The sequence below is a fragment of the Benzoatithermus flavus genome (assembly GCF_037908215.1).
GTDB lineage: Bacteria > Pseudomonadota > Alphaproteobacteria > Geminicoccales > Geminicoccaceae > Benzoatithermus > Benzoatithermus flavus.
The window spans coordinates 22,776-40,667 of record NZ_JBBLZC010000019.1 but is presented as its reverse complement, the minus strand read 5'-3'; the positions used below and the strand labels follow the sequence as shown (position 1 = coordinate 40,667).

17 protein-coding genes are annotated in these 17,892 nt (G+C 68.8%); 11 read left to right on the top strand and 6 right to left on the bottom strand.

What is annotated here, in order from left to right; genetic code table 11:
- Position 1 precedes the first annotated feature (1 nt).
- Positions 2–508 carry a 1,2-phenylacetyl-CoA epoxidase subunit PaaD gene (gene paaD, locus U1T56_RS17205; protein ID WP_418160718.1) on the top strand — a complete coding sequence of 169 codons (507 nt, stop codon included), beginning with the start codon at positions 2–4 and terminating at the stop codon, positions 506–508.
- Here the strand turns inward: paaD and U1T56_RS17200 are convergent.
- The 4 genes from U1T56_RS17200 to paaG are packed head-to-tail and all read right to left on the bottom strand — an operon-like array spanning position 495 to position 3,830.
- Positions 495–1,181, bottom strand: a complete 687-nt coding sequence (locus U1T56_RS17200) for a TetR/AcrR family transcriptional regulator (RefSeq protein ID WP_418160717.1) — start codon at positions 1,179–1,181, stop codon at positions 495–497. The genes paaD and U1T56_RS17200 overlap by 14 nt on opposite strands.
- 53 nt (positions 1,182–1,234) lie before the next feature.
- Positions 1,235–2,545, bottom strand: a complete 1,311-nt coding sequence (gene paaK, locus U1T56_RS17195; RefSeq protein ID WP_418160768.1) for a phenylacetate--CoA ligase PaaK — start codon at positions 2,543–2,545, stop codon at positions 1,235–1,237.
- Positions 2,546–2,589: 44 nt separating this feature from the next.
- On the bottom strand, positions 2,590–3,036 hold the full coding sequence (gene paaI, locus U1T56_RS17190; RefSeq protein ID WP_418160716.1) for a hydroxyphenylacetyl-CoA thioesterase PaaI: 447 nt from the start codon (positions 3,034–3,036) through the stop codon (positions 2,590–2,592).
- Positions 3,033–3,830 carry a 2-(1,2-epoxy-1,2-dihydrophenyl)acetyl-CoA isomerase PaaG gene (gene paaG, locus U1T56_RS17185; protein WP_418160715.1) on the bottom strand — a complete coding sequence of 266 codons (798 nt, stop codon included), beginning with the start codon at positions 3,828–3,830 and terminating at the stop codon, positions 3,033–3,035. The genes paaI and paaG overlap by 4 nt, the downstream gene beginning before the upstream one ends.
- Before the next feature lie 140 nt (positions 3,831–3,970).
- On the opposite strand from paaG, the gene paaN reads away from it, so the two are divergent.
- The 9 genes from paaN (at position 3,971) to paaE (ending at position 14,596) form a co-directional block, all read left to right on the top strand.
- The gene (gene paaN / locus U1T56_RS17180; protein ID WP_418160714.1) at positions 3,971–5,638 is read left to right on the top strand and encodes a phenylacetic acid degradation protein PaaN; all 1,668 of its coding nucleotides are present in this window, start codon (positions 3,971–3,973) and stop codon (positions 5,636–5,638) included.
- 67 nt (positions 5,639–5,705) lie between these two features.
- Positions 5,706–6,857, top strand: a complete 1,152-nt coding sequence (locus U1T56_RS17175) for an ABC transporter substrate-binding protein (RefSeq protein WP_418160767.1) — start codon at positions 5,706–5,708, stop codon at positions 6,855–6,857.
- 9 nt (positions 6,858–6,866) lie between these two features.
- The gene (locus U1T56_RS17170; protein ID WP_418160713.1) at positions 6,867–7,739 is read left to right on the top strand and encodes a branched-chain amino acid ABC transporter permease; all 873 of its coding nucleotides are present in this window, start codon (positions 6,867–6,869) and stop codon (positions 7,737–7,739) included.
- Positions 7,739–8,680, top strand: a complete 942-nt coding sequence (locus U1T56_RS17165; RefSeq protein ID WP_418160712.1) for a branched-chain amino acid ABC transporter permease — start codon at positions 7,739–7,741, stop codon at positions 8,678–8,680. The genes U1T56_RS17170 and U1T56_RS17165 overlap by 1 nt, the downstream gene beginning before the upstream one ends.
- Positions 8,677–9,465, top strand: coding sequence for an ABC transporter ATP-binding protein (locus U1T56_RS17160; protein ID WP_418160711.1), 789 nt, complete (start codon positions 8,677–8,679; stop codon positions 9,463–9,465). The genes U1T56_RS17165 and U1T56_RS17160 overlap by 4 nt, the downstream gene beginning before the upstream one ends.
- A gap of 4 nt (positions 9,466–9,469) precedes the next feature.
- Complete coding sequence (locus tag U1T56_RS17155) at positions 9,470–10,171, top strand: ABC transporter ATP-binding protein (RefSeq protein ID WP_418160766.1); 702 nt, start codon at positions 9,470–9,472, stop codon at positions 10,169–10,171.
- Between the two features lie 26 nt (positions 10,172–10,197).
- On the top strand, positions 10,198–12,288 hold the full coding sequence (locus U1T56_RS17150) for a 3-hydroxyacyl-CoA dehydrogenase NAD-binding domain-containing protein (RefSeq protein WP_418160710.1): 2,091 nt from the start codon (positions 10,198–10,200) through the stop codon (positions 12,286–12,288).
- Complete coding sequence (gene pcaF, locus U1T56_RS17145; RefSeq protein ID WP_418160709.1) at positions 12,285–13,490, top strand: 3-oxoadipyl-CoA thiolase; 1,206 nt, start codon at positions 12,285–12,287, stop codon at positions 13,488–13,490. Before U1T56_RS17150 ends, pcaF begins: the two co-directional genes overlap by 4 nt.
- Before the next feature lie 26 nt (positions 13,491–13,516).
- The gene (paaE, locus tag U1T56_RS17140; protein WP_418160708.1) at positions 13,517–14,596 is read left to right on the top strand and encodes a 1,2-phenylacetyl-CoA epoxidase subunit PaaE; all 1,080 of its coding nucleotides are present in this window, start codon (positions 13,517–13,519) and stop codon (positions 14,594–14,596) included.
- On the opposite strand, the gene U1T56_RS17135 is transcribed toward paaE, so the two are convergent.
- Both U1T56_RS17135 and U1T56_RS17130 read right to left on the bottom strand, forming a co-directional pair.
- The gene (locus U1T56_RS17135; RefSeq protein ID WP_418160707.1) at positions 14,538–14,876 is read right to left on the bottom strand and encodes an AbrB/MazE/SpoVT family DNA-binding domain-containing protein; all 339 of its coding nucleotides are present in this window, start codon (positions 14,874–14,876) and stop codon (positions 14,538–14,540) included. The genes paaE and U1T56_RS17135 overlap by 59 nt on opposite strands.
- 619 nt (positions 14,877–15,495) lie before the next feature.
- Positions 15,496–17,151 (bottom strand): flagellin N-terminal helical domain-containing protein, encoded by a 1,656-nt coding sequence (locus tag U1T56_RS17130; protein WP_418160706.1) that lies wholly within the window; start codon positions 17,149–17,151, stop codon positions 15,496–15,498.
- Between the two features lie 387 nt (positions 17,152–17,538).
- Between U1T56_RS17130 and U1T56_RS17125 the strand changes: the two genes are divergently transcribed.
- Positions 17,539–17,877 (top strand): nucleotidyltransferase family protein, encoded by a 339-nt coding sequence (locus tag U1T56_RS17125; RefSeq protein WP_418160705.1) that lies wholly within the window; start codon positions 17,539–17,541, stop codon positions 17,875–17,877.
- Positions 17,878–17,892: the final 15 nt, after the last annotated feature.

The window sequence follows — 17,892 nt, the reverse complement described above, 5'->3', positions numbered from 1 at the left end:
CATGCCGATCGCGACGGCGGACCGGGAAGAGCTGCAGCGGCGGGCCTGGGCGGCCGCGGCCGCGGTCACCGACCCCGAGATCCCGGTGCTGACGATCGAGGATCTGGGCGTTCTGCGCGCCGTCCGGGTCGAGGACGGCAGGGTCGAGGCCGTGATCACGCCGACATACTCGGGCTGCCCGGCCATGAACGCGATCGCGCTCGAGGTCGAGCTGGCGCTGCGCCGGGCCGGCTTTACGGACGTCGCGGTGACGACCGTGCTGCAGCCGGCCTGGAGCACGGACTGGCTCTCGGAGGAGGGCCGGCGCAAGCTCGCGGCCTACGGCATCGCCCCGCCGGTGGGGCGGGCCGGCGGGCGCCGGGCGCTGTTCGGCGAGACCGAGGTGCTTTGCCCGCGCTGCGGCAGCAGCGACACCGAGCGGATCGCCGAGTTCGGCTCGACCGCCTGCAAGGCGCTCTATCGCTGCCGTGCCTGCAAGGAGCCGTTCGACTACTTCAAGTGCCACTGAGGGCCGGGCGGCGTTCGCTCGGGGCCGCCTTGCGCCGCGGCTGCGCCGCGGCCGCCGGCCGTGCCGCGCCCGCTGCGGATGAATGAAGGCTGCCGGCACCTTCGAGCAGCAGCTTCACCGCGAGATCGGCATAGTCCTTGCGGCTGAGCGGGCCGTTCTCGCGGAACCAGAGATAGTGCCAGTTCAGCATGCCGAACAGCGACATCGTCACCGGCTTCAGCAGCCGGTGGTCCGCGACGAGGCCCGGCACGCAGGCGGCGATCGCCTCGGCGAACCGGGAGACCAGCGCCCGCTCGAGCGCCTTCAGCTCGTCCTGGCGCTCCGGTGCCAGGAGCGAGAGGTGGTTGATCTGGACCTTGTGCTCGGCATCGGCCTCCCGGTAAGCCTCGAGTAGGGCTTCCGCCATGGCGAGAAGGCGTCGCTTCGGCTCCCGCTCGCCCGCTGCCGCCTCGACCGCGCTCAGCAGCTCCTCGAGGTGGGTGCGGATGACGTCGTAGAGCAGCGTCTCCTTGTCCCGGTAGTAATGGTAGAGGAGTGCCTTCGAGACGCCGCAGGCGGCAGCGACCATGTTCATGGAGGCGCGATCATAGCCGTGGGTGGCGAACAGCCTCGCCGACGGCTTCAGAATCGAGCGGCGCTTGTCCTCGTAGTCGCTGGCGCGCGTTTTCGCCATGACGGCTGATGTCCACTTCCAAGCTGCAAAACGAACCGGCCGGGCCGGTTCTATCAATCCTTGGGCCGCCGATCGACGATCCGTTTCGCCTTGCCGGCCGAGCGCTCGATCGAGCCCGGATCGCCGACATGGATGCGAGACGAGATGCCGATATAGCTCTTGACGTGATGCGCGAGTTCGGCGGCCAGCACTTTCCGGCTCGCCTCGTCGGCATGATCGGGCAGCACCTCGACATGGATCGTGAGGCAGTCCAGCCGGCCCTCGCGGGTGAGTTCGATCAGATAGTGCGGAGCGAGGCCCTTGCACTTGAAGATCTGCTCCTCGATCTGGCTCGGGAACACGTTGACCCCACGGACGATCATCATGTCGTCCGAGCGGCCGGTGATCTTCTCGATCCGCCGCATGGTGCGCGCCGTGCCGGGCAGGAGCCGGGTAAGGTCGCGCGTGCGGTAGCGGATGACCGGTAGCGCTTCTTTGGTGAGCGAGGTGAACACGAGCTCGCCCTTCTCCCCCTCGGGCAGGACCTCGCCCGTCACCGGATCGATGATCTCGGGGTAGAAATGATCCTCCCAGACATGGAGACCGTCCTTGGTCTCGATGCACTCGCTGGCGACGCCGGGCCCGATCACCTCGGAAAGGCCGTAGATGTCGACGGCATGCATGTCGAACGCCTCCTCGATCTCCTGGCGCATGGCGTTCGTCCAGGGTTCGGCGCCGAAGATCCCGATCTGGAGCGAGCAGAGCCGCGGGTCCTGACCTTGCGCTTTGAACACGTCCAGGATCGCCAGCATGTAGGAGGGGGTGACCATGATGATCTCGGGGCAGAAGTCCTGGATCATCTGCACCTGCCGTTCGGTCATGCCGCCGCTCATCGGAATGACCGTGCACCCCAGCCGCTCGGCACCGTAATGGGCACCGAGGCCGCCGGTGAACAGGCCGTAGCCATAGGCCACGTGCACCTTCATCCCCGGCCTGCCGCCCGCGGCCCGGATCGAGCGCGCCACGACCTCGGCCCAGGTCTCGATGTCCTTCTTCGTGTAGCCCACCACCGTGGGCTTGCCCGTGGTGCCGGACGAGCCGTGGATGCGCACGACCTGCTCGCGCGGCACGGCGAACATGCCGAAGGGATAGGTGTCGCGCAGATCCTGCTTGGTCGTGAACGGGAACTTGGCGAGATCGGACAGGTCCTTGAGATCGTCCGGATGCACGCCCGCGCTGTCGAACCGCTGCCGGTAGTGCGGCGAGTTGTGGTAGGCGTGGTTCAGGGTCCAGCGCAGCCGCTGGAGCTGCAGGTTCCGGAGCTCGTCGCGCGAGGCGATCTCGATCGGGTCGAGCTCCTCGCGCCTGGGCGCCAGATCGGCGATCCGCTTCGTCGGCATGGTCGACCTCCCCGTTTTCTCTCGGCGGCCTAGCGGGCGCTCTCCTCGACCAGCCGCCCGCCGATGGCGCGCGAATGGCCGCGGAACTCGGCGATGATCTCGCCGCTCGCGTTCGTCACCCGGATGTCGTAGATGCCCGACCGTCCGCTGCGGCTGCGCTCGACCGCGTGCGCGGTGAGGCGATCGCCGAGCCGGCCGGGCTGCAGGAACGTGATCGAGCAGTGCTGTGCCACCACCTTCTCGCCGTAGGTGTTGCAGGCGAAGGCGAAGGCGCTGTCGGCGAGCGTGAAGATGAACCCGCCGTGCATGATGCCGTGGCCGTTCACCATGTCGGGCCGCACGGTCATCGCCATCTTGGCTTCGCCGGGGGCGACGAACTCCAGCTCCATGCCGAGCCCTTGCGAGGCCGCATCCTCGGCCCACATGGCATCCGCGCAGGCGCGGGCGAGCGCTTCCGGGCTCATGCGGTCGCTCATGCCCGCCTCCCGGTGAAGCGGGGTGTCCGCTTCTCCATGAATGCGCGCACGCCTTCCGCGTAATCCGGCGTGCGCCCGGCCTCGCGCTGGAGATCGCGCTCGAGGTCGAGCTGCTGGTCGAGCGTATGGGTGTTGGAGGCGTCGAGCGCCCGGCGGATCAGCACGAGGCCCACCGTGGGCTGGGTCGCGAGATAGGCGGCGAGCTTCTGCGCCTCCTCCATCAGCCGCTCGTCGTCCACGGCCTTCCAGATCATGCCCCAGGCCTCGGCCCGCTCGGCCGATACGGGCTCCGCCAGCATCGCGAGCGCCATGGCGCGCGCACGGCCCACGAGCCGCGGCAGGGTCCAGGTTCCGCCCGAATCCGGGATCAGGCCGATCCTGGCGAAGGCCTGGATGAACTTCGCCGAGCGTCCGGCGAGGACGATGTCGCAGGCGAGCGCGATGTTGGCACCGGCTCCCGCCGCGACGCCGTTGACGGCGCAGACGGTCGGGAAGGGAAGAGCGCGCAGCTTCCGCACCAGCGGGTTGTAGGCGGCCTCGATCGTGGCACCCAGATCGGGCGGCTCTCCGTCTTCCACCTGCATCCGGTCGCCCAGATCCTGCCCGGCGCAGAAGCCCCGGCCCGCGCCGGTGAGCACGAGCGCCCGGCAGTCCGGGTCGGCCTCGGCCGCATCCAGCGCCTCCATCAGGGCGCGATGCATCGCCTCGTTGAAGGCGTTGAGCTTGTCGGGGCGGTTCAGGGTGATGATGCGCCAACCCTGACCGACATCGACGCGCACCGGCGTCTCGTTCATGGCATCTCCCTTCTGCCAGGGGCGACCGGCGAGGCTGGAAATTCCTCTTGCATTGACCGTCCAGTCGGTCAATTATAGCCGCCGGCACCGGAAGTCAACCGGCTTCCGCGGATCAGGACAGACCAAGGAGAGCGGAGCCCGTGGCAGACCTCTTCGCCACCCACAAGCCCGTGCTCGATCAGGCGCTGGCGGCGATCGCCGGCCGGGGCTACTGGGCCGCCTATCCCGAAATGCCCTCGGGCAAGATCTACGGCGAGACCGCGAAGGCCGATGCCGAGGCCGCGTTCCAGGCGCTCCTGAACAAGCCCTTCGCGCTCGACCAGCCCGGCAGCGGTGGCTTCGGTGGCAGAGAGCGCTCGCCCTACGGCCTCGAGCTCGGCATCACCTATCCCAAGGCGAGCGTGCCGCGGCTTCTGGAGGCTGCCCGGAAGGCGGCGCCGGGCTGGGCCGAGGCCACGCCCGAGGCGCGGGTCGGGGTGTGCCTCGAGATCCTGCACCGCCTGAACCGACAGAGCTTCCTGATCGCCCAGGCCGTGATGCACACGAGCGGCCAGGCCTTCGTGATGGCCTTCCAGGCCGGCGGCCCGCACGCGCAGGATCGCGGCCTCGAGGCGGTGGCTTACGCCTACGACGAGATGAAGCGCGTGCCGGTGCGCGCCCGCTGGGAGAAGCCCGCCGGCAAGGGCGAGCCGCTCCGGCTCGACAAGGAGTTCAGGATCGTCCCGCGCGGCATCGCGGTCGTGATCGGCTGCTCCACCTTCCCGACCTGGAATTCCTATCCCGGCCTGTTCGCGAGCCTCGCCACCGGCAATCCCGTCATCGTCAAGCCGCATCCGGGTGCCATCCTGCCTCTGGCGCTCACGGTGAAGATCGGGCGCGAGGTGCTGAAGGAGGCAGGCTTCGATCCGAACGTGCTCCTGCTCGCGGCCGATCTCGCCGACGGGGAGACGCAGGCGCTCGTCACCGATCCTTTGGTCGCGATCATAGACTTCACCGGCGGCCCGGCCTTCGGCCGCTGGCTCGAGGAGAACGCGCGCCAGGCGCAGCTCTTCACGGAGAAGGCGGGGATCAACCCGGTCGTCATCGATTCGACCGACGACTTCGAGGGCATGTGCGCCAACATCGCCTTCTCGCTCAGCCTCTATTCCGGCCAGATGTGCACGGCCCCGCAGAACATCTTCGTGCCCCGGAGCGGCATCGCCACCGACCAGGGCCACAAGACTTTCGAGGAGGTGGGTGCCGGCATCGCCCGCGCGATCGACAGGCTCCTCGGCGACCCCGATCGGGCCGCGGCGGTCTTGGGTGCCATCCAGAGCGATGCCACCTGGGAACGCGTGCAGAAAGAGGCCGCGGCCGGGGAGGTGGTCCATCCCGCGACCCCCGTCGCGATCCCGGGATTCCCGCAAGCGCGGGCGGTGACCCCCCTCGTCCGGAAGGTCGCGGCCGCGGCCGAGGAGACCTATGCGGAAGAGAAGTTCGGGCCGATCAGCTTTCTGATCGCAACCGGAGACACGGCGGAATCGATCCGCCGCGCCGCCGCCGGTGCTTCGGCCAAGGGTGCGATCACGGCCGCGATCTACACGACCGACCCGGACGTGCTCGTGGCCGCCGAGAAGGCCTTTGCCGAGGCCGGCGTGGCGCTCTCGGAGAACCTCACCGGCGGCGTGTTCGTGAACCAGTCGGCCGCCTTCTCCGACTACCACGTCAGCGGCGCCAACCCGGCCGGCAATGCCTGCCTCACCGATGCCGCCTTCGTCGCGAACCGCTTTCGGGTGGCGATGGTCCGCCGCCCCGCGAAAGCCGCCTGAAACTGCCCGCCCAGGCCCTTCCGGCAGGGGAGGGTCGGGCCGACGACAGGGAGGAACACAAGGGATGATGACGAGCCTTTCCCGCCGTTGCCTGCTCGCCGCGACCGCCGCCCTAACCCTTTCATTTTCGGGTGCGGCAAGCGCGGCGGAGCCGATCAGGATCGGCGCCGTCCTCTCGGTGACGGGACCGGCGGCGTTTCTGGGCGATCCCGAGCAGAAGACGCTCGAGCTCTACGTGAAGAGGATCAACGAGGCGGGTGGCGTGCTCGGCCGGCCGCTCCAGCTCGTCGTCTACGACGACGGCGGCGATGCCAGCAAGGCCAAGACCTTCGCCCAGCGCCTGGTCGAGGAGGACGAGGTCGTCGCCATGGTCGGCGGCACCTCCACCGGCACCACCATGGCGATGATCCCGGTGTTCGAGGATGCCGGGATCCCGTTCATCTCGCTCGCCGGCGGCATCGAGATCGTCGAGCCCGTGAACCCGCACGTCTTCAAGATGCCGCACACCGACCGCATGGCGTGCCAGAAGATCTTCGAGGACCTGAAGGCGAGAGGCTTCACCAAGCTCGGCCTGATCTCGGGCACGGGCGGCTTCGGCGCCTCGATGCGCAAGCAGTGCACGGCCGTGGCCCCCGACTACGGCATCACCATCGTGGCCGACGAGACCTACGGCCCCAAGGACACCGACGTCACCCCGCAGCTCACCAAGATCCGAGGCTCGGCCGCCCAGGCCGTGCTGAACGCCGATTTCGGCCAGGGCCCGGCCGTGGTGACGCGCAACTACCGCCAGCTCGGCATCGACCTGCCGCTCTACCAGAGCCACGGTGTGGCCTCGAAGCAGTTCATCGAGCTCGCGGGCGAGGCCGCGAACGGCGCGCGCCTGCCGGCGGCTGCCCTTCTCGTCGCCGACAAGCTGCCCGACGGCGATCCGCAGAAGAAGGTGCTGGTCGACTACAAGACGGCCTTCGAGAACGCCTTCAAGCAGCCGGTCTCGACCTTCGGCGGTCACGCCTATGACGGGATCATGATTCTGAAGAGCGCCATCGAGCGTGCGGGCTCGACCGAGCCGGGCGCCATCCGCGACGCGATCGAGGCCACGAAGGGCTTCGTCGGCACGGCCGGCGTCTTCAACATGACGCCCGAGGACCATATGGGCCTCGATCTCAGCGCGTTTCGGATGCTCGAGATCAAAAACGGCGACTGGGCGCTCGCCGGCTGAGGCGGAGAGATGAGCGAGCTCCTGCAGTTCCTGTTCTCCGGCCTCACCGTGGGTGCGATCTATGCGCTCGTGGCGCTGGGTTTCACCCTCGTCTACCGCGCTTCCGATGTCGTGAACTTCGCGCAAGGCGAGTTCGTGATGCTGGGCGGAATGACCACCGTGTTTCTCGTCCAGCTCGGCCTGCCGATTCCGGCGGCGGCCGTGCTCGCGGTGCTGGCCACGATCGCGGTCGGGCTCCTCCTGCACCGGCTCGCCATCGAGCCGGCGCGGGGTGCAGGCGCGGTGACGCTCGTCATCATCACCATCGGCGCCTCGATCTTCCTGCGGGGTGCCGCCCAGGTCGTGTTCGACAAGCAGCTCCATCAGCTCCCCGCCTTCTCGGGTGATGCGCCCGTCACCGTTCTGGGCGCCACCATCCTGCCGCAGAGCTTCTGGATCCTGGGTGGGACGGCAGCACTCGTCGTCCTGCTCTGGGCGTTCATCAACCGCACCCTCGTCGGCAAGGCCGTGATCGCCACCGCCGGCAACCGGCTGGCGGCACGCCTCGTCGGGATCGACACCGGCCGCATCGTCGGCCTTTCCTTCGCGCTCTCGGCCGCGATCGGAGCCGTGGCCGGCATCCTCGCCGCCCCCATCACCTTCACGAGCTACGACATCGGCACCATGCTGGCCCTCAAGGGCTTCGCCGCCGCCATGCTGGGCGGGATGGGCTCGCCGGTGGGAGCGGTCGCGGGCGGCCTGCTCCTCGGCCTTCTCGAGGCCTTAGGTGCCGGCTATCTCTCCTCGACCTACAAGGACGCGGTCGCGTTCGTCGTGATTCTCGCCGTCCTCTTCGCCATGCCCAACGGCCTGTTCGGCGAGGCCGTGCGGGAGCGCGTGTGATGCCGGCTCTCCTGCGCCGCTACGGCGTGCTCCTCCTGCTCCTCGTGCTCGTGGCGAGCCTGCCCTTGGCTCTGCCGTCCAACTACCACGTCCGGATCGCGACCCTGGTCTGGATCTCGGCCCTCGTGGTCATGGGTCTCAACCTCCTCATGGGCTATGCCGGGCAGGTGAGCCTGGGTCACGCCGGGTTCTTCGGCATCGGCGCCTATGCGGTGGCGATCCTGCCGGCGCATCTGGGCGTGCCGCCGCTCCTGGCCTTCCTTCTGGGTGTCGCCGCCGCGGGTCTGCTCGCCTTCGTGGTCGGCCGGCCGATCCTCCGCCTCAAGGGCTACTATCTCGCGGTCGCCACGCTCGGCTTCGGCATCCTGGTCGCCATGGTCCTGCAGAACGAGATGGTCTGGACCGGCGGACCCGACGGCATGACGGTGCCGCGGCTCGAGCTCATGGGTGTGCGCCTGCGCTCGCCTATGACCTGGTACTGGATCAGCGGCGGCACCCTCCTTCTGGGCATGCTGCTCGCGATTCACCTGATCGAGAGCCCCACGGGCCGGGCCTTGCGCGCGATCCACGATTCCGAGATCGCCGCCCGTGTCGCCGGGATCGATGCGCCACAGGCCAAGCTCGCCGCCTTCGTGATCTCGGCGGTCTATGCCGCCGTCGGCGGCGGCCTTCTCGCCTGGGTCAACGGCCTCGTCACGCCGGACATGGCGGGCTTCCTCCATTCGATCGAGCTCGTCGCCATGGCGGTCCTGGGCGGCCTGGGCTCGCTTCTGGGTTCCGTGCTGGGTGCGGCGGTGTTGGTCTTGCTGCCGCAGCTCCTCACCCTGTTCCACGAGTACGAGCAGCTCGTGCTGGGGCTCGTCATGATGCTGGCGATGATCTTCCTGCGCGCCGGGATCGTGCCTTCCATCGCCGCACGGCTCGGCTGGAGGGCGGCATGAGCATCCTCGAGGTCGAAAACATCGGCATCGCGTTCGGCGGCCTGCGCGCACTCGATCGCGTCGGTTTCGAGGTCGCGGAGGGCGAGATCTTCGCCGTCATCGGCCCGAACGGTGCCGGCAAGACCACGCTCTTCAACATCGTCTCCGGTCTCTACCGGCCGGGGGAGGGCAGGGTTCGCCTTCTGGGCCAGGACGTCACCGGGATCGAGCCGCACCTTCTGGCCGAAAAGGGCCTCTCGCGCACCTTCCAGAACCTGCAGCTCTTCGGCCGGATGACGGCGCTCGAGAACGTCATGGTCGGCCGGCATCTGCGCGAATCCCGCGGGATCCTGCGTCATCTCTTCCTGCGCCGCGCCGTCGAGCACGAGGAACGGGAGAGCCGCGCCCGGGCGCGCGACCTCCTCGCCTTCGTCGGGCTCGACCGGCTCGCCGATCAGCCGGCGAACGCGCTGCCTTATGGGGCGGCGAAGCGGCTCGAGATCGCCCGTGCGCTCGCAAGCGAACCCCGCATCCTGCTCCTCGACGAGCCGGCCGCGGGCTGCAACCCGGCCGAGACCGGCGAGATCGAGGCCCTGATCCGCGAGATCGCGCGCCGCGGCGTCACGGTCGTCCTGGTCGAGCACGACATGCGCCTCGTCATGCGGCTCTCGCACCGGATCCACGTCCTGAACCACGGCCGCACGCTCGCCGAGGGTGCCCCGGCCGAGATCCGCCTGAATCCCGCCGTGATCGAGGCCTATCTCGGCCATCACGGTGCGAAGGAGGCCGCCCGTGCCGTCGCCTGAGCCCCTGCTGCGGGTGGAGAACCTGACCAGTGCCTATGGCCGCATCCAGGCGCTGAAAGGCGTGTCGCTCGAGGTGCGCCGGGGCGAGATCGTCTGCCTCGTCGGCGGCAACGGGGCCGGCAAGACCACGCTCTTGCGCGCCATCTCGGGTGTTCAGCCCGTGACCGGCGGGACCGTCCGGCTCGACGACGACGACATCACTTTCGTCCCGCCGCACGAGCGCGTCGCACGCGGCATCGCCCAGGTGCCGGAAGGGCGGCAGGTCTTCGGCGCGCTCTCGATCGCCGACAATCTCCGCCTCGGCGCTTATCTGCGGAAGGACGACGGCATCGTCGCCGACATGGAGCGCGTCTACGCCATGTTCCCGGTACTCAAGGAGCGCCGGGCCACGCCGGGCGGTGCTCTTTCCGGTGGCCAGCAGCAGATGCTCGCGATCGGCCGCGCGCTGATGAGCCGGCCGCGCCTTCTTCTTCTCGACGAGCCCTCGATGGGCCTCGCCCCGATCATGGTCGACCAGATCTTCGCGGCCATCGAGAGCCTGAAGCAGGACGGTGTGACGGTCTTCCTGGTCGAGCAGAACGCGGCGGCGGCACTCGCCATCGCGGACCGCGGCTACGTCATCGAGACCGGCAGGATCGCCTTCGAGGGACAGGCTGCGGACCTCCTCGCGGACGATCGGGTGCGCGAGGCCTATCTGGGCTTATGAGCGGCGACTTTCGGGACGGGAGCCCCATGACGGCAGTGAGCCTGGAGCAGGACGGCGACATCGCCATCGTCCGCGTGGACAACCCGCCGGTGAACGCGCTCTCGGCGGCGGTGCGCACCGGCCTGCTCGAAGCGGTGCGGACGATCGAAGGCAACGGGCGGATCGAGGGCGCCGTCCTGCTCTGCGCCGGCCGCACCTTCATGGCCGGCGCCGACGTGCGCGAGTTCGGCAAGGAGCTGCCCGGCCCGGACCTGCCCACGGTCGTGCAGGCGATAGCCTCGAGCCCCAAGCCCTGGCTCGCCGCGATCCACGGCACGGCGCTCGGCGGCGGGCTCGAGGTGGCGCTGGGCTGTCACTGGCGCGTGGCGGCACCGGATGCGCGGCTCGGCCTGCCCGAGGTCAAGCTCGGCCTGATCCCCGGTGCCGGCGGCACCCAGCTCCTGCCGCGGATCGTGGGCCTGGAGCGAGCGCTCGACCTCGTCGCCTCCGGCCGACAGATCGAGGCCGCCGAGGCGAGAGAGCTGGACCTCGTCGACGCCCTGATCGAAGGCGATCTGCGCGAGGGCGCCATCGCCTTCCTGCGCGAGCGGCTCGCGGCTGGCGCGATCCCGCCGCGTGCCGCCGAGCGGCCGGTGCCGCCGTTCGACCAAACCGCGGTCGCGAAGCTCGCCGCCGGCATCCGCCGCCGCGCCCGCGGCCTGGAAGCGCCCGTGCAGGCGGCCGAGTCGGTCCTGGCCGCGGCGACCCTGCCGCTCGCGGAAGGGCTCGCCTGCGAGCGCGCCACCTTCCTGCGTTTACGCGAATCCGCCCAGGCCAAGGCGCTGCGCCATCTCTTCTTCGCCGAGCGCGAGGCCGCGAAGGTGCCGGGGCTCGAGGCCGTCGTTCCGCGCGAGATCCGGCACGTGGGCGTGATCGGTGCCGGCACCATGGGCACGGGCATCGCGATCGCCTTCCTCGATGCCGGCTATCCGGTGACGATCGTCGAGACCTCGGCGGAAGCGCTGGCACGCGGACGGGCCCGGATCGAGGAGGCCTACCAAGGGCTCGTGAAGCGGGGCCGGCTCGGACAGGCCGAGGCGGCGGCACGGCTCGCCCGGTTGGAAGGTACGAGCGAACCCGAAGCCCTGGCCGCAGCCGATCTCGTGGTCGAGGCGGTGTTCGAGGACATGGCGGTCAAGAGCGCCCTGTTCGCCCACCTGGGGCGCATTCTGCGCCCGGGTGCCGTCATCGCGACCAACACCTCCTATCTCGACGTCGCTGCACTCGCCCGTGCCAGCAGCCGCCCGCGCGACTTCCTTGGCCTCCATTTCTTCGCCCCCGCCAACGTGATGCGGCTCCTTGAGGTCGTGCGCACCGACAAGGTGGCGCCCGAGGTGCTGGCGACCGGCCTCGCCGTCGCCAGGAAGCTCGGCAAGATCGCGGTGGTGGCCGGCAACGGCGACGGCTTCATCGGCAACCGGATCTGGGCGTTCTATCGCCGTCAGCTCGAATATCTCCTCGAGGACGGCGCCGATCCTTATACGATCGACGCGGCGATGACGGCCTACGGCTTCCCGATGGGGCCGTTCGCCGTGTTCGACCTCTCCGGCCTCGACATCGCTCTCGCCCAGCGCAAGCGTCGCGCCGCCACCCGGCCGGCCGGCGAGCGCTATGTCCGCATCCCCGATATCCTGTGCGAGCTGGGCCGACTCGGGCGGAAGACCGGAGCCGGCTGGTATCGCTACACGGACGGTAGGGCGGAGCCCGATCCCGCCGTGCTCGAGGTGATCGCGGCCGAACGAACCCGGCGCGGCACACCACAGCAGAGCTTCACCGCCGAGGCGATCCAGGCCCACGCCCGCGCCGCCATGGTCAACGAGGCGGCGAGAGTCCTGGCCGAGGGAATCGCGCTTAGGCCCTCCGACATCGATGTCGTGTTGGTCCATGGCTACGGCTTTCCATCCTGGCGCGGCGGACCCCTGTTCGAGGCCGACACCATCGGACTCGACCGGGTGCTCGCCGACGTCGTGGCCATGGCGGCGGTGGGCGGTGTCGGCAGCGAGCCGGCGCCGCTCCTGGTCGAGCTCGCCCGCCGCGGCTCGACCTTCGGCGCATGGGCCGGAAAGGAATCCGCATGACCGACGCTTACATCTGCGACTTCGTCCGCACGCCGATCGGCCGCTACGGCGGTGCCCTCGCAACCGTGCGCACCGACGACCTCGCCGCGCACCCCCTCAGGGTGCTGATGGACCGCCACCCCGGCCTCGACTGGGAGGCGGTCGACGAGATCGTCCTGGGCTGCGCCAACCAGGCGGGCGAGGACAACCGCAACGTCGCCCGTATGGCGGGCCTGCTCGCCGGCCTGCCGGTGAGCGTGCCCGGAACCACCGTCAACCGCCTGTGCGGCTCGGGGCTCGATGCGATCGGCATCGCTGCGCGTGCCATCAAGGCGGGCGAGGCCGAGCTCGTGATCGCGGGCGGAGTCGAGAGCATGAGCCGTGCGCCTTTCGTCATGGGCAAGGCGGAAGCCCCCTTCCAGCGTACGGCCGAGATCTTCGACACCACCATCGGCTGGCGCTTCGTCAACCCGCTCATGCGCCAGCTCCACGGCGTCGATTCCATGCCGGAGACGGCCGAGAACGTCGCCGAGGAGTTCGGTATCAGCCGCGCCGACCAGGACGCCTTCGCGCTGCGCAGCCAGCAGCGCGCCGCGGCCGCCAGGGAACAGGGCTTCTTCGCGCGCGAGATCGCCCCCGTCGACGTGCCGGCGGGCAGGAAGGGTACGGTCCGGGTCGAGCACGACGAGCACCCGCGGCCCGAGACCACGCTCGAGGATCTGGCCCGGCTGAAGACGCCGTTCCGCAACCCCGGCACCGTCACGGCCGGCAACGCGTCCGGCGTCAACGACGGTGCGGCGGCGCTCATCGTCGCCTCCGAGGCCGCGGCCAGAAAGCACGGCCTCACGCCACGTGCGCGCATCGTTGCCATGGCCACGGCCGGCGTGCCGCCCCGGATCATGGGCATCGGCCCGGCACCGGCGACCGAGAAGCTCCTGGAGCGCACCGGCCGACGTCTGGCCAGGATCGACGTCGTCGAGCTCAACGAGGCGTTCGCGAGCCAGGCCCTGGCGACCTTGCGCCGGCTGGGCCTGCCCGACGACGCGCCGCACGTGAATCCGCACGGCGGTGCGATAGCGCTCGGCCATCCTTTGGGCATGTCGGGCGCACGGCTCGCCATGACCGCCGTCAACGCGCTCGAGACCCTGGACCGCCGCACCGCGATCGCCACCATGTGTATCGGCGTGGGCCAGGGCATCGCCATGCTGATCGAACGGGTCTGAACGGAACGACAGGGGGGGAACGACGAATGGCCCGCTTCCACGAGCTCGAGGTCGCCGAGGTCCGCCGCGAGACCGACGAGTGCGTCACCATCCGCTTCGACGTGCCGGACGAGCTCAAGCCCGTCTTCGCCTACCAGCCCGGCCAGCACCTGATCCTCAAGACCGAGCTCAATGGCGAGGAGATCCGGCGGACCTACTCGATCTGCTCGGCGGCACAGGACCAGGAGCTGCGGATCTGCGTCAAGCAGCAGCCGGAAGGGCGCTTTTCCACCTTCGCGAACCGCCTGCTGGCACCTGGCAGCCGGATCGCGGTCATGCCGCCCGCCGGCCGGTTCACGCTGCCGCCCGATCCCTCCGCCGAGCGGACCTACGTGGCGTTCTGCGCCGGCAGCGGCATCACGCCGATCTTCTCGATCCTGAAGACGGCGCTCACGGCCGAGCCCAAGAGCCGCTTCGTCCTCGTCTACGGCAGCCGCACCACGAGCTCGATCATCTTCAGGGAAGAGCTCGAGGACCTGAAGAACCGCTTCCTCACCCGCCTCAGCATCTACCACGTGCTCTCGCGCGAGCCGCAGGACATCGATCTTCTGAACGGCCGGATCGACGCCCGGAAGGTGCGCGCCTTCTGCCGTGCCGTGACCCCGCCCGCTGCGGTCGACGCCTGGTTCCTGTGCGGCCCGGCGCCGATGATCGGCGAGGCGGCGCGCACGCTGGAGGAGCTCGGGGTCGACCGGCGCAGGATCCACTTCGAGTACTTCACGCCCGAGGGCAACGAGCCGCGCCCCAGGCTCGCGGGCACCATCCCTGCCGCGGCGCGCGAGGGTGCGAGCCGGGTCACGGTGGTCCTCGAGGGCAGGCAGGGCGCCTTCGATCTGCCGTTCGACGGCACCAGCATCCTGGACGGTGCCCGCGCCGCCGGCATCGACGCGCCCTATTCCTGCAAGGCCGGCGTGTGCTCGACCTGCCGCGCCAAGGTGGTCGCGGGCAAGGTCGACATGGCGGTGAACTACGCGCTCGAGGACTGGGAGGTCGAGGCCGGTTTCGTCCTCACCTGCCAGAGCCGGCCGTTGAGCCCGGAGGTCGTGGTCGACTACGACGCGAGCTGAGGGATCGCTCGGCACGTGCCGCCTTCACCTCGGCGATGGCCTCCTCGACGATCTGCTCCTCAGGCTTGCCGGCATCCTCGGGTGCCGTCGGGCTCCCGGCCAGGAAGCTCGCGAGCTCGGCCGCGACGGCGCTGCGCTCGACGATGGCCTCGGGCGGCAGCACGATGCCCTCACCCTCCACGCTGGCCTCGAGCAGATCGCCGATCCGCAGGCCGAGGCGCTCGCGCAGGGCCACGGGGATGGTCACCTGGAACTTGTCCTGCGCCGTGACGAGCGCCATCGCAGCATCCAGAGACTGTCGGAAATTCTAACTTTGCGAAAGATGGACGTGTGCGACCGGCAAGGCAAGTGGCCTGTCCCCGGCCGCGAAAAACCGTAGGCAGACGAGTCGGCGGAACCGGTCTCCACCTGCGCCGCGGGTCGTGGTGCCTTGTCGGTACGCTTCAGCGTCTCCAGCGCTACCATGCGCCGACATGGGCGAGAATGGAACTCATCGGCCGGTTCCGACCGAATACGGCCGATCCAGAAGAATTCCATCGGGATCGGAATCGACAAGGAAGACTCGACCGATCCTTTGGACCGATCCGGATGGAATGAGAAGAGACCTTCCGCCGCGGCACGGCCGCTTGCGCGGACTGCCGGATGATCGGTGCTGGAGCGGGTTCCCGCGCATCGGCATCGTCGGCTGCCATGGCCGGCCTTCGAGCCGGCCATCCAGAAGGCAAGGAGCTGGATGACCGGGTCGGAGCCCGGTCATGACCCATGAAGACATGCTTTCGATCCGGCCGGACACTGCGGCAGCCCCGCCGACAGGGAAAGGGCCGGCCCCTCGCGGGACCGGCCCTGCTGGCGTTTCCTCCCTAGGCTCTGACGGCCGTTCGGGAGCTTCCCTCGGCTGGCTAGCCGCGGAAGAGGCCCAAGAGCTGCTGCGGCTGCTGGTTGGCAATGGCGAGCGCCTGGGCGGCGAGCTGCTGCTGCACCTGCAGCGACTGCAACCGGGCGCTCTCCTGGGTCATGTCGGCATCGACCAGGGTGCCGATGCCGGTGTTGAGCGCGTCGGCGAGCTTGCCCAGGAAGTCCTTCTGGGTCGACAGACGCGTCTGCGTGGAGCCCAGCGCCGCCGCCGCATCCAGCGTGGCCTGGGTCATCGTCTCGATGTCCTTGAGCGCCTGCTTGGCGCCCGCGTCGGTGGTCACGTCCAGCGTCGACAGTCCGCCGAGCTTGCCGAAGCCGTCGCCATCGAACCGGGCCGAGACACCGCGGCCCTTGGCGTCCTGGATGTTGAGCTTGCCGGAGTTGCTGTCCCAGGTGACCGTGAAATCGCTGCTGCCGGCCTGTGTGTTCAGCGACGTCTCGATGGCGGTCGCGACGTCGGTCATCGTGCTGTTGTCGGCGAGCCCGCTGAGGTCGACCGCGGTCCAGGCCGAGCCGTCGGACTTCGTGACCGTCACGCTCTTGAACGGGTTCACCATTTCATTGGCGGCGAGGCCACCGGCCGGAAGCGCGTTCCTGAAGGTGATGCCCTTGAGCGATTCGAACGTGTAACTCACCTCGGTAGCGACGGCATCGACCTTGGTCGAGCCACGCGTGATCTCGGTGACCCCATCGAGCTTGCCGCTGCCACCGGGCACGTACACTACATCGCTGATGCCGCGGCCGAGCTTGTCGGTGATGCGGATCTTGCCGTCCTGGACCGTGGCCGTCACCACCGAGCCGGTGCCGTCGCCACCGAACGCTTGGTCGAGATTCTTCTGGATCACGCCCGCCATGGTCGACAGCGAGGTGTCCGTCGGTGCGGTGCCGGGGTTGAACTCGTCGTCGTTGTTGACGAGGTCCATTGGACCGGCGGTACGGGTCGTGCCGGCAGTCGGATCGGCCGCGATCGTGCTGAATTTCACCCCGCCGATGGCAATGTCGAAGGTGCCTGCGTTGCTGACGGACGGGTCGAAGGTAATGGCGACATCGGTAACGGAGTACGTTGCCGCCTTGGCCTGCGTACCGGCCGAGATGTACTCGACCTTGTTGGCGGTAGCCTCGCCGAGTACGAGATCCTGCTTTTGGAAAGAGATCGTGCTGCTCGTCACGTCGTAGCTGGCGCCGTCCGTGGTCGAGCGGTTGAGCGAGCTCAGAATGTCGACGTTGTCGTCGCCCTTGAGATAATTGACGCCGTTGAACGAGGCCGAGCCGGCAATCTGCTTGATCTGTTCCTTGTATTGATCGATGTCGGCCTGGAGCTTCTTGCGGTCGACGGTGCCGTCCTGAGCGGAGACGATCTTCGTCTTCATCGTCTTCAGGAGTTCGCCGATCGACTCTGCCGCGGAGCGGGCGACCGAGACGCCGGATTCGGCGATGCTCAGATTGTCCTGAATGGTCTGGTAGCCGGCGACGTCGGCCTTCATCACGCCCGCCATGGCGTAGACGGCGGCGTTCTGGTCGGCAGTGGCGACCTTGAGGCCGGTGCTGATCCGGCCCTGGGTCACCGCCATGTTCTTGTTGGCCTGGCTGAGGACCTGCAGCGCGGTCATCGCGCCGGTGTTGGTGAGAACAGAAGTCATCGTCTTTTCCGACTCTTGGCGTCGCCTTCTGGCGTGGCATGTGCCGCTGCTTCTCGTTGCAGGGCTTCGATGCGGAAGGATTACTAACGCGGCCGGTTGATTTCGACAAGAGGGGTTTCTCCTCCGGATTGGATTAAATCCATGAAATGTTCCTGCATTCATCAGCCGATCGGTGTCCCCTCGACGAACTCACCCAATTCCTGGATTGAGGATTCCCTGGAAATTCATGCTTCTCCCGTGCATTCCGCCGCCAGACGTGGGCGGTCGCAGCTGCGTCACTCTGCCCCTGATCGTCTGCCTGTCGGAGCCGGTTGCCCTGCGGTGCAGCGCGTGTGGCCTTGCACGCGCGAAGGCTCACCGCCTGCATGTGTCGAGCGGAGGGGAAGCATGGTGCGTTCAGGGAGCCGATCGCAGAAGGCAGACCAGGGGTCGCCGGATCTGGCGACGATCAAGGCCGAGCTCGGCGCCTTCCTGCCCGACCTCAGGCGGCGCTACCCGATCGCCTATCTCGGCATCTTCGGCTCGTGGGTCCAGGGCGAGCAGCGCCCGGACAGCGATGTCGACATCCTGGTCGAGTTCGATGGCGCCGTGGACCTGCTCGACATCGCCGGCCTCGAGGCCGATCTCGAAGACCGTCTGGGCCGCCGGGTGGATCTCGCGCAACGCAACCTCCTGAAGCCGCGCCTGCGGCCGCTCATCCTGGCCGAAGCTCAGGCCGCTGGTTGACGCTCCCTCCAGCCG